This window comes from Mycobacterium sp. (genome assembly GCF_050701675.1).
Classification (GTDB): domain Bacteria; phylum Actinomycetota; class Actinomycetes; order Mycobacteriales; family Mycobacteriaceae; genus Mycobacterium.
The window spans coordinates 1-11,627 of the sequence record NZ_JBOGDD010001313.1 but is presented as its reverse complement, the minus strand read 5'-3'; the positions used below and the strand labels follow the sequence as shown (position 1 = coordinate 11,627).

General features: G+C 65.5%; 12 protein-coding genes. 7 read left to right on the top strand and 5 right to left on the bottom strand.

Annotated features, from left to right (window positions below; translation table 11 throughout):
* The 5 genes from ACRDUX_RS40520 to ACRDUX_RS40500 form a co-directional block, all read right to left on the bottom strand.
* Positions 1-234: nuclear transport factor 2 family protein (locus ACRDUX_RS40520; protein ID WP_526423136.1), on the bottom strand; the 234-nt coding region annotated here is incomplete at its 3' end.
* A complete protein-coding gene (locus ACRDUX_RS40515; RefSeq protein ID WP_526423134.1) occupies positions 218-1,438 on the bottom strand; it encodes a metal-dependent hydrolase family protein in 1,221 nt (406 codons plus the stop codon). The genes ACRDUX_RS40520 and ACRDUX_RS40515, both read right to left, overlap by 17 nt.
* A 2-nt stretch (positions 1,439-1,440) precedes the next feature.
* A complete protein-coding gene (locus ACRDUX_RS40510; protein ID WP_526423132.1) occupies positions 1,441-1,770 on the bottom strand; it encodes a hypothetical protein in 330 nt (109 codons plus the stop codon).
* Complete coding sequence (locus tag ACRDUX_RS40505) at positions 1,763-3,100, bottom strand: SRPBCC family protein (protein WP_526423130.1); 1,338 nt, start codon at positions 3,098-3,100, stop codon at positions 1,763-1,765. Before ACRDUX_RS40505 ends, ACRDUX_RS40510 begins: the two co-directional genes overlap by 8 nt.
* Positions 3,101-3,104: 4 nt before the next feature.
* Positions 3,105-3,632, bottom strand: coding sequence for a carboxymuconolactone decarboxylase family protein (locus ACRDUX_RS40500; RefSeq protein WP_526423128.1), 528 nt, complete (start codon positions 3,630-3,632; stop codon positions 3,105-3,107).
* Between the two features lie 270 nt (positions 3,633-3,902).
* Between ACRDUX_RS40500 and ACRDUX_RS40495 the strand changes: the two genes are divergently transcribed.
* The 7 genes from ACRDUX_RS40495 to ACRDUX_RS40465 all read left to right on the top strand — a co-directional run bounded on the left by ACRDUX_RS40495 (position 3,903) and on the right by ACRDUX_RS40465 (position 11,584).
* Positions 3,903-5,195: an amidohydrolase family protein gene (locus ACRDUX_RS40495; RefSeq protein ID WP_526423126.1), complete on the top strand. Its 1,293-nt coding sequence runs from the start codon at positions 3,903-3,905 to the stop codon at positions 5,193-5,195.
* A gap of 111 nt (positions 5,196-5,306) precedes the next feature.
* Positions 5,307-6,473, top strand: a complete 1,167-nt coding sequence (locus ACRDUX_RS40490) for an acyl-CoA dehydrogenase family protein (RefSeq protein ID WP_526423140.1) — start codon at positions 5,307-5,309, stop codon at positions 6,471-6,473.
* Positions 6,473-7,243: an SDR family NAD(P)-dependent oxidoreductase gene (locus ACRDUX_RS40485; RefSeq protein ID WP_526423124.1), complete on the top strand. Its 771-nt coding sequence runs from the start codon at positions 6,473-6,475 to the stop codon at positions 7,241-7,243. Before ACRDUX_RS40490 ends, ACRDUX_RS40485 begins: the two co-directional genes overlap by 1 nt.
* The gene (locus ACRDUX_RS40480; RefSeq protein ID WP_526423122.1) at positions 7,240-8,448 is read left to right on the top strand and encodes a CaiB/BaiF CoA transferase family protein; all 1,209 of its coding nucleotides are present in this window, start codon (positions 7,240-7,242) and stop codon (positions 8,446-8,448) included. Before ACRDUX_RS40485 ends, ACRDUX_RS40480 begins: the two co-directional genes overlap by 4 nt.
* A gap of 14 nt (positions 8,449-8,462) precedes the next feature.
* Complete coding sequence (locus ACRDUX_RS40475) at positions 8,463-9,272, top strand: enoyl-CoA hydratase/isomerase family protein (protein WP_526423138.1); 810 nt, start codon at positions 8,463-8,465, stop codon at positions 9,270-9,272.
* Positions 9,265-10,410 carry a thiolase family protein gene (locus tag ACRDUX_RS40470; RefSeq protein WP_526423120.1) on the top strand — a complete coding sequence of 382 codons (1,146 nt, stop codon included), beginning with the start codon at positions 9,265-9,267 and terminating at the stop codon, positions 10,408-10,410. Before ACRDUX_RS40475 ends, ACRDUX_RS40470 begins: the two co-directional genes overlap by 8 nt.
* Before the next feature lie 25 nt (positions 10,411-10,435).
* Positions 10,436-11,584, top strand: a complete 1,149-nt coding sequence (locus ACRDUX_RS40465) for an acyl-CoA dehydrogenase family protein (protein ID WP_526423118.1) — start codon at positions 10,436-10,438, stop codon at positions 11,582-11,584.
* Positions 11,585-11,627: the final 43 nt, after the last annotated feature.

Sequence of the window (11,627 nt, the reverse complement as noted above, 5' to 3'; positions counted from 1 at the left end):
GTCGGAACCTTCGACGAGGTCGACGAGCGCGGTCCCGGTCATGAACAGCCCCTTCGGCGCCGCATCGACGAGGACCGGGAATCGGTTCAGCGTGTACGTGTCTCCGAATGCGCTGTAGGTGCCATCCGGGGTGAAGACCTCGACCAACCCCTCGACGTCGCCCTGGGTGATGGTCACCGCGTAACGGGCGAGGAGCTGCTGGATCTCCATCAGATCGTCAGTTCTTGTTGACATAGACCTTGCCCCCTTTCATTACAAAACTTACGTTCTGTGTAACGCTGATGTCCAGTAGCGGATCGCCGGGCACCGCGATGATGTCCGCGACCTGCCCTTCGGCGAGGCGGCCGCGGTCGGTGACGTTGATGAGGTCGGCCGCGACGACGGTCGCTGCGCGCAGCACGGCAGCTGGGGACATTCCCCAGTCGACGAGCGTGACGAGTTCGTCGGCGTTCTTGCCGTGCGGGATGGCGGGAGCGTCGGTGCCGACCGCGATCTTCACGCCGGCCTCGTACGCGGCCTTGAGCGACGTGCGCGCCTTGGGGAACATCTCGGCGGCCTTCGCCTGGAGCACCGCGGGCGCCTTCGAGACGTCCATCGCCTCGGCCAGCCGCCTCGTCGTCACCAGGAACCGGTCGTTGTCGACGAGCATCTGGATCGCCTCGTCGTCCATCAGGAATCCGTGCTCGATGCAGTCGATTCCGCAGGCGATAGCGTGTTTGACGGCTTCGGCGCCGTGCGTGTGCGCGGCCACCCGCAATCCGCGGCGGTGCGCCTCGTCAACGATGGCCCGCAGCTCTTCATCCGAATAGTGTTGCGCGCCTGCCTCTCCGGTCAGCGACATGACACCGCCCGACACGCAGACCTTGATCAGCTGCGCGCCGTGCTTGATCTGGTAGCGCACCGCCTTGCGGATTTCGTCGACCCCGTTGGCGATGCCCTCTTCGATGGTCAACTCCAGCACGCCCGGCATGAACGCGGCGAACATCGTGGGATCGAGGTGCCCGCCCGTCGGCGTGATCGCGTGGCCGGCCGGCACGATGCGCGGACCCTCGATCCAGCCCGCGTCGATGGCCTTGCCCAGCGCGACGTCGAGCAGATAGCCGCCCGTCTTGACGAAGAGGCCGAGGTTGCGCACGGTGGTGAACCCCGCCCGCAAGGTGCGTCGGGCATTCCCCACGGCGCGCAGTACCCGGGTCGGGGGATCGTCCTGAACCTGGGACAGACCTGGGTTCTCCCCGCGTCCGCCCATCAGGAGGTTGACCTCCATGTCCATCAGGCCGGGTAGCAGGATGGAATCCCCGAGGTCGATGATCTCGGAGCTCTCGTCGACGTCGCCCCCCACGCCGACGATTCGATCGTCTTCGATCTTCAGGATGCCGGGGCGGATGATCTCGCCCGCATCGACGTCCAGTAGACCCGCCGCCTTGAGGGTCAACACCGTTAAACCACCGGCTCCTTGATCAGATTGATGTAGGCGGCGCCGCTATCCAGCACGCGGGGCTGCTTCCACACCTCGATGGGGAAGCTCACCATGACGATCGACTGGCCGAGATGCACCAGCGCCTTGGCGTCCTCCGGCATGCCCTTGAGCGGGAAGCGCGCGTCCACGTAGACCATGATGTCCTCGAGGCGCGCCATGCCGGCGTCGTACAACTCCTGCATCTCGGCCATCGTCGACTTGAGTCGCTTGGCGTACCGCTCCTCCTCGGTCGGCAGACACCATTCGGCGAACGGCTCGAGGTCGGCGAATTCCTCTGGCAACTTAGACATTCACTTCATCCTTCTTGGCGGCGTGCTGTCCGTTGGTGGTTCCATTGGCCTTTGCTTCTTCGTACCTGTCCACGTACTGGTGGGCGGTCATGTGCAGGTGTCGCAGCAGGATCTCCTGATCGCACAGCGGGAAGTCGGTGACGACCCTGGTGCCGATCTGGGTCTGGGTGGCCTCGAGGGTGTTGGCGTCCTGGAACGCGTACTCCTTGAACGTCACCGCGGCCAGTTCCTGCGACAGGCGCTCACGGAGGTTCGTCGGAGGCACGAAGTACAGGTCGGCCTCGAAGATGTGCTTGTCGACCGCGGTCGGCCAGTAGTTGTACGTGAGGTACCAGCCCGGCGCCCAGAACAGCAGCGTGAAGTTGGGGAAGAACTCGAACGAGTCGGTGCCCCAAGACTTGTGGCGGCCCGGATTGATGGCAGGCGGCAGTTCGTCGGGCAGGATGCCCTCGATGTCGGGGCGGTCCCACGGCCCGAACAGCCCGCTGTGCAGGATCCGCTCGATGGGCTTGACCATGCTCAGGTCCTTCGGCGGCGCCATCCCGCCCCACGACGACACCATGGAGTGGTCGCCCTTGATGTCGTAGGCCAGCGCCTCGAAGCCGAACTTGGCCAACTTCTCGGCCTCCTCCTTCTCCGCCTGCTTCATGTGCAGGATCGGCGCGTGATAGAACTCGGTGAACGCGTCGATGAACAACTTCCAGTTGGCCTTGACCTCCGAGCGGTAGCCGTAGTGCTCGGTCATCTCGTGGAACGGATAGCCCTCGAGGCCCTTGGCGAAATCGCCGAGGTACTCGGCCAGCGGTGCGGCGGCGTCGTCGAAGTTGATGAAGATGAAGCCTTCCCACACCTCGCAGCGCACGGCAACCAGCCCGTAGTCACTCTTGTCGAGGTCGAAGAACTCACCCTCCTGCTGGACGAAGTTCAGGCCGCCGTCGAGGCCGTACCGCCATGCGTGGTACTTGCAGGTGAACTGGCGGCAGACGCCGGACACCTCCTCGCCGGGATAGTCGTTCCACACCAGCTTGTTACCGCGGTGCCTGCACAGGTTGTAGAAGCTCCGGACGGTCTCGACCCCGTCCTTCACGTCCTTGACGATGATCACCGACGTGCCGGGGCCCGCCGACGGCATCTCGCGGGTGAAGTAGCTGCCCCTCTTGGGCAACTGCTCCACGCGGCCGACCTTGAGCCAGGTCTTCTTGAAGATGGCCTGCTGCTCGAGCAGATAGTGCTCCGGGTCGATGGAATCGTCGTAGTTCACCGGCGCGGTACCCAGCTCGGGCCAGTTCTCGGTCCAGCTGCCCGCCGCGGGCTTGGGGAAGAATGCCATGCGTTCAGTTCTCCTTCTTGGGTTCTACGCCGAACGTGTTGAGGGCCATCGCCAGCATGTGGTAGCCGCCGATGGTGAAGACGAAGTCCATGAGCTCGCGCGTGTCCATGCGTGTGCCGAGAGCAGCCCAGGTGTCATCGGAGATGCAGGTCTTCTGAACGAGCTCGTCGACGGCGGTGAGCACCGTACGGTCGAAGTCGTCGGCGGCCTCGCCGCGCTGGAGGGCGGCGATGTCGTCATCGGACAGTCCAGCGTTCTTGCCGATCGTGACGTGTTCGTCCCACTCGTACGCGCAGGCGGTGAGGTGGGCGATCCGCAGCACGGCCAGCTCGCGCAGTCGCGGCGGCAGCGTCGATCGCGTCAGCAGATAGAAGCTGAAGGTGAGGTAGGACCGGGTGAGGTCCGGGTGGTTGACGAAGGTTGAGATCGCGTTGCCTGCGGCCGCCGGATTGCGGCGTTCCTCTGGCATCATCCGGAGCGCGTTGAGCACGGCGTCGTCCCACTCCGCAGCGGGAAGCGGTGGTACGCGCACGACGTCCTCCTTCGTCAGATCTCCCGGGCTCTCGGTTGTGAGAATCACATTCTCACATTTGCCTAATAGATTTCCACCTCCGGGCCCAATCGTCAATGGCAAGGTCGAGGTCGGACGCTGGCGAGTGGTCCCGCGCGACCCTAAAACCGCAGGTTCTGCTGTATTTGGATACGTTGGCCATGTTGATTCTCTCCAAACGAGAGGATAGTTTTCTCTAGTAGAGAACGAGACCCGAGCCCAGCGCCGCCGTATCGACCCGAAGGGAAGCTCATGAACAAAGACGACATGATCTTGATCAGTGTGGACGACCACATCATCGAGCCGCCGGACATGTTCAAGAACCACCTCGCGGCGAAGTACCTCGACGATGCGCCGCGGTTGGTGCACAACCCGGACGGTTCCGATACCTGGCAGTTCCGGGAGACGGTCATCCCGAACGTTGCCCTGAACGCGGTGGCAGGCCGGCCGAAGGAGGAATACGGCCTAGAGCCCCAGGGCCTCGACGAGATCCGCAAGGGGTGCTTCGACGCTGCCGAGCGGGTCAAGGACATGAACGCAGGCGGGGTGCTGGCGACGATGAACTTCCCGTCGTTCCCCGGGTTCGCGGGCCGGTTGTTCGCCACCGACGACTCGGACTTCTCGCTGGCCTTGGTGCAGGCCTACAACGACTGGCACATCGACGAGTGGTGCGCGGCGCATCCTGGCCGGTTCATCCCGATGGCGCTTCCGGTGATCTGGGACGCCGAGCTGGCTGCCCAGGAAGTCCGGCGGGTCTCGAAGAAGGGTGTGCACTCGCTGACGTTCACCGAGAACCCGGCCACTCTGGGCTACCCGTCCTTCCACGACGACTACTGGAAGCCGTTGTGGGAGGCCCTCGTCGACACCGAGACGGTGATGAACGTGCACATCGGCTCCTCGGGCAAGCTGTCGATCCCCGCGCCCGATTCCCCGATGGACGTGATGATCACCCTGCAACCGATGAACATCGTGCAGGCCGCGGCGGATCTGTTGTGGTCGGCGCCGATCAAGAAGTACCCGACGCTGAAGATCGCGTTGTCCGAGGGTGGGACCGGGTGGATTCCGTACTTCCTGGAGCGGGTGGACCGCACCTACGACATGCATTCGACGTGGACGCACCAGGACTTCGGCGGAAAGCTCCCCTCGGAGGTGTTCAGGGAGCACTTCATGACGTGTTTCATCTCCGATCCGGTCGGGGTGAAACTGCGTCACGAGATCGGGGTGGACAACATCTGCTGGGAGATGGACTATCCGCACAGTGATTCGATGTGGCCAGGCGCCCCAGAGGAACTCGACGCGGTGTTCAAGACCTACGAGGTCTCCGATGAGGAGATCGACAAGATGACCCACCTCAACGCGATGAAGCTCTACCACTTCGAGCCGTTCGCCCACGTCCCCAAGGATCAGGCCACCGTCGGGGCACTGCGCGCCGCGGCAGGCGACCACGACGTCACCATCCAAGCGCTCAGCAAGCACGAGAAGTCCGGCACCAGCTTCGCGGACTTCCAGGCCAGCGCCAAGGAGATTGCCGGCGCCAAGAACTGACCGGCTGAGAGAGAGACGCGGTACGTCGGTGCTGGAGTTGGCAGATGTGCGCCGACGAACGCGACTGTGGATCAATGGATTTCGATGTAGGAGCGAGTTGTGACCGGCGGGATGAACTTCGAACTGACCGAGGATCAGCAGCTGATCCGCAAGTCCGTCGCGGAATTGGCGGCGAGGTTCGACGACCAATACTGGATGGACAAGGACCAGGGGCACGAATTCCCCAAAGAGTTCTACGACGCGATCGCCTCCGGTGGATGGCTCGGCATGACCATCCCGGAGGAGTACGGCGGGCACGGGCTCGGCATCACCGAGGCAACGATCCTCGCGGAGGAGGTGGCGCGCTCGGGCGGCGCCATGAACGCGGCCAGCGCCATCCATCTGTCCATCTTCGGCATGCAGCCCGTGGTGGTGTTCGGGTCCGATGAGATGAAGGCGGCGACGCTGCCCAGGATCGTCAACGGCGACCTGCACGTCTGCTTTGGTGTCACCGAACCCGGTGCGGGCCTTGACACGTCGCGGATCACGACGTTCGCCAAGCGTGACGGCGACAGCTACGTGATCAACGGCCGCAAGGTCTGGATCTCCAAGGCGCTGGAGTCCGAGAAGATCCTGCTGTTGACCCGCACCACGCCGTACGACGAGGTCACCAAGAAGACGGACGGGTTATCGCTGTTCCTGACCGACCTCGACCGCGATCACGTGGACATCCGACCGATCAAGAAGATGGGCCGCAACGCCGTCAGCTCCAACGAGCTGTTCATCGACGACCTTCGGGTACCGGTGGAGCACCGAATCGGGGAGGAGGGCAAGGGTTTCAGCTACATCCTGCACGGGTTGAACCCGGAGCGGATGCTGATCGCGGCCGAGGCACTCGGCATCGGTCGGGTCTCGTTGGACAGGGCGGTCAAGTACGCGAACGAGCGCGTCGTGTTCGACCGGCCGATCGGCATGAACCAGGGCATTCAATTCCCCCTTGCCGACTCCTTGGCCCGCCTGGACGCCGCCGAACTGATCCTGCGCAAGGCCACCTGGCTGTACGACAACGGAAAGCCATGCGGGCGTGAGGCCAACATGGCCAAGTACCTCTGTGCTGACGCGGGCTTCGACGCCGCCGACCGCGCGCTCCAGACGCACGGCGGGATGGGTTACTCGGAGGAGTACAACATCTCGCGATTCTTCCGCGAGTCACGCCTGATGAAGATCGCCCCGGTGAGCCAGGAGATGATCCTCAACTTCCTTGCCTCCAAGGTGCTCGGACTGCCGAGGAGCTACTGATGACTGCGACCGCAAACCCGCTATTCGACCTCACCGGCCGGTCAGCGATCGTGACCGGAGCCGCGGGCGGGATCGGCTCCGCCGTCGCCCGCGCACTCGCGACCGCTGGCGCGGCAGTGCTGGTGACCGACCTCGACAAGGACACCGCAGCCCTTGTGGCCGAGAGCATTACGGCCGAGGGCGGCAAGGCCGAGAGCGCGGCGCTCGACGTCGCCGATCGCGGGTCCGCGGATGCCGCCGTAGCGCAGGCGGCTGCCTTGACCGGGGGTGTGCTCAACATCGTGATCAACAACGCGGGTGTCACCGCGCCTACCATGTTCGCCGACATCAGCGAGGAGAACGTCAACCGTCTGATCGACATTCACGTGATGGGCGCGTTCCGCGTCACGCAGGCGGCGCTGCCGTTCCTGGCCACCGACGGCACCGGCCGCGTCATCAACGTCACCTCGGCGGCCGGCATCACCGGTACCCTCGGGCAGGTCAACTATTCGATGGCAAAGGCGGGCATCATCGGCTTCACCAAGTCTCTCGCCCGCGAACTGGCTCGCAAGAACATCCTGGTGAACGCGCTGGCCCCGCTGGCTGCCACGCCGATGACCGAGACCATTCGCACCAACGAGAAGTTCTCCGCCAACATGATGCGACGAATTCCACTGCAGCGCTGGGCGGATCCCGACGAGATTGCCGGCGCGTTCGTCTTTCTGGCCTCCAACGCCGCCTCGTACGTCACGGGCCAGGTATTGCCCGTCGACGGCGGAATGGTGATGTGACCGGTCCGCTGGAGGGCGTGACGATCGTCGCGATGGAACAGGCGGTCGCGGCGCCGATGTGCAGCCGCGTGCTCGCCGACTTCGGCGCTCGCGTGATCAAGGTGGAGAACCCCAAGGGCGGTGACTTCGCCCGCGACTACGACGACGTGGTCAACGGTCCGGGTGGCCTCGCCGCGCACTTCGTCTGGTGCAACCGGGGCAAGGAGTCGGTCACCCTCAATCTGAAGTCGCCCGCCGGCATGGACGTGCTGCACCGTCTGCTCGATCAAGCCGACGCCTTCGTGTCCAACCTTGCACCGGGAGCGACCGCGCGCCTTGGCCTTTCACCTGCCGAGCTCGCGGTGCGCCATCCCAGGGTCATCCCCGTCGAGATCGACGGCTACGGGCCTGGCGGTCCGATCTCGCACAAGCGTGCCTACGACCTGCTGGTGCAAGCGGAATCTGGGTCGTGTGCCGTCACCGGCTATCCGGACATGCCCGCAAAGCCAGGACCGGCCATGGCGGACTTCACGACCGGCCTCTACGCCGCACTCTCGATCCTGGCGCTTCTGTTCTCCCGGGACCGCCGCGACGGTGCGGCTCCTGCCGTGGAGCTGAGCCTGTTCGACGTGATGACCGACATCATGGGCTATCAGCTCACCTACACCCAGCACTCCGGCATCGACCAGCAGCCGCTCGGCGTGAGCTCGCCTGCCGTTGCGCCGTACGGTGCGTTTCCCACCCGCGACGGTCAGACCGTGGTGCTCGGCACCACGAACGACCGCGAATGGCAGCGGCTGGCCCGCGAGATCATCGTGCGCCCCGACCTGGCCGACGATCCGCGCTTCAGCACCAACAGCGACCGCTGCCGGCATCGGGACGCACTCAACGACGCCATCGGAACCTGGTGTGCGCAGCACGATCTCGCGGACATTCAGAAGACGGCCGACGAGGCCGGGATCGGAAACTCCCGCTACAACCTGCCGAGTGAGGTGGTGGCGCACCCGCAGTTGGCGGCACGCGACCGTTGGCGCAAGGTCGGTTCCAGCAGGGGCGACATCCCAGCGCTGCTCCCACCGCCGGTGATCAGCGGTTTCGAGCCACCGATGGGCGCCGTGCCCGGGCTCGGCGAGCACACCGACGCAGTGCTCGCCGAACTCGGCTTCTCCACCGACCAGATCGCGCGGCTGCGCGACGAAGGCGCGATCGGGCCGAAGTACACGTGACCGAGGTCGAGCCCGTGCTGCTTTCCGAAGACCGTGACGGCGTCCGCACTCTGACGCTGAACCGGCCCCACCGCAAGAACGCGATCGACGCCCGGCTGTGGCACGAGCTCGCCGACGCACTGCGCGCGACCGGCCGTGACGACGGGGTGCGCGCCCTGGTGCTCACGGGTGCAGGCGGTGCGTTCTGTTCGGGCGCGGACATCGGCACCGGCGAGGACATCCACCCCAGACACAAGTTGCACCGGCTCACCGACGTGGCGTCGGCACTGCACGAACTGACCGTCCCGACGGTCGCCAAGGTGACCGGGGTCGCGGTCGGCGCGGGATGGAACCTTGCGCTTGGCTGCGATCTGGTGGTGGCGACTCCCGACTCGAAGTTCTGCCAGATCTTCTCCAAGAGAGGCCTTTCCGTCGACCTCGGGGGATCGTGGCTGTTGCCCAAACTCGTCGGACTGCAGCAAGCCAAGCGGCTGGTCTTGCTCGCAGACATGATCGACGCCGCCGAGGCCCACGCGCTCGGGCTGGTCACCTGGGTGACCCCGGCCGACGAGATCGACGCCTTCGTCGACGACCTGGCGGGCCGGCTCGCCGCCGGTCCGCCATTCGCGTTGGCGCAGAGCAAGGCCCTGCTCAACGACGGCGCCGACAGCACCTTTGCGCAGGCGTTGGCCAACGAGGCCCGCGCCCAGCCAGGAAACTTCGCCACCGCAGACTCGGGGGAGGCGTACGCCGCGTTCGCGGCCAAGCGAGAGCCGAATTTCACGGGCCAGTGGGCTGTGCCGCCTCGCGACCCGGAACCAAGATCGGAGCAGAAGAATGCGTGAGACCGTCATCGTCGGAGCGGTGCGTACGCCCGTCGGCAAGCGCAACGGCGGGCTGTCCGCACAGCACGCCGCCGACCTGTCCGCCGTCGTGCTGACCGAGCTCGTAGAGCGCACCGGAGTCGACCCGAACGTGATCGACGACGTCGTGTGGGGTTGCGTGTCGCAGGTCGGCGATCAGTCGAGCAACATTGGCCGGTACGCGGTACTGGCCGCGGGCTGGCCCGAACACATCCCGGGGACCACGGTGAACCGGGCCTGCGGGTCGAGCCAGCAGGCGCTCGACTTCGCCGTGCACGCGGTCATGTCCGGACAGCAGGACGTCGTCGTCGCGGGCGGCGTCGAGGTGATGAGCCGAGTGCCCCTTGGCTCGGCGAGGTCCACCGGGATGCCGTACGGGCCGAAAGTCCTTGCCCGCTATGACGACTTCTCCTTCAATCAGGGCATCTCCGCAGAGCTGATCTCCAAGAAGTGGAATCTGTCCAGGACCCGCCTCGACGAGTACTCCGCCCAGTCCCACGCGCGGGCGGCGGCCGCACAGGATGCGGGCGCGTTCACCGATCAGATCGTCCCGGTCTTCACCGACGGGGACGTGGTGACAGGCGACGAGGGTATCCGGCGCGGCACCACCGTCGAGAAACTCGCAGGCCTCAAACCCGCCTTCACCGACGACGGGGTCATCCACGCGGGCAACTCGTCCCAGATCTCCGACGGCGCCGCCGCGCTTCTGGTGACCACCGCGGAGAACGCGGTCAACATGGGGCTGACGCCTCTGGTGCGCTACCGCGCCGGGGCGGTAACGGGCGCCGATCCCGTGCTGATGCTGACCGGTCCGATCCCCGCGACCGAGAAGGTGCTGCACAAGGCGGGAGTCGGCATCGACGAAGTCGGCGTCTACGAGGTGAACGAGGCGTTCGCGCCGGTGCCGTTGGCATGGCTCGCCGAAACGGGTGCCGATGAAGCACGCCTCAATCCGCTCGGCGGCGCGATCGCACTCGGTCATCCACTGGGAGCCTCGGGCGCCGTGCTGATGACGCGGATGATCCATCACATGCGGGACAACGGAATTCGCTACGGCTTGCAGACCATGTGCGAGGGCGGTGGCACCGCGAACGCCACCCTCGTCGAACTCATCGCTTAGTCGCATCCGTTTGGAAGGGGGCGCCATGCGCCGGGACTTGTTCGACGAAGACCACGAGTCGTTCCGCCAGTTGGCAAGGGAGTTCGTCGAGAAGGAGGTGGTGCCGCACTACCCGGAGTGGGAGAAGGGTGGCCGCCTGCCCCGTGACGTGTTCAAGCACATGGGTGAGCTCGGGCTGCTCGGGATGGCCATCGGTGAGGAGTACGGCGGCGGTGGCATGCCCGACTACCGCTACAACGTCGTTCTGCAGGAAGAGGCGGCCAGGGCCTTGGTGACGCTGTCCACCGTGCGCACCCAGCTCGAGGTGATCCTGCCGTACTTCCTGGATTACGCGAATGACGAGCAGCGCGGCCGCTGGTTCCCCGGTCTCGCCGCGGGCACGCTGCTGACCGCCGTTGCGATGACCGAACCCGGGACCGGTTCCGATCTGGCGGGCATGCGGACGACGGCCGTCCGCGACGGTGAGGACTTCGTCGTCAACGGCGCGAAGACGTTCATCACCGGTGGCATGCAGGCCGACCTCGTCGTCGTGGTGGCGCGCACCTCCACCGATCCCGACAACCGGCGCAAGGGTCTGACGCTGCTCGTCGTCGAGGACGGCATGCCGGGCTTCACCCGCGGTCGCGAGCTCGAGAAGATGGGGTGCAAGGTCCAGGACACCGCCGAACTGTCATTCGTCGACGTGCGCGTCCCGGCGGCCAACGTGCTGGGGGAGGTGGGCGAGGCCTTCGGCTACCTGGGCCACAACCTGCCGCAGGAACGTCTGACGGTCGCCGTCGGATCGGTGGCGCAGGCCCGCTCGGCGATTGCTGCGGCGATCGACTACACCAGGGATCGCAGGGCGTTCGGCCAACCGGTGGCGTCCTTCCAGAACACCAAGTTCGAACTCGCCGCGTGCTCGACGGAGGTCGAGGCCGCTCAGGCGATGCTGGATCGTGCGGTCACGCTGCACGTCGAAGGGGCGCTGTCCGGCGCCGACGCTGCGCGAGTGAAGCTGTTCTGCACCGAGATGCAGGCCCGCGTCATCGACCGCTGCCTGCAGCTGTTCGGGGGTTACGGCTACATGATGGAGTACCCCATCGCCCGGCTGTACACCGATGCCAGGGTGGCGCGGATCTATGCGGGCACCAGCGAGGTCATGAAGGTCATCATCGCCAAGTCCCTTGGTTTGTAGCCCACCGCCAGCTCGCCGAACGTGGATTACCCCCACGCTTTTC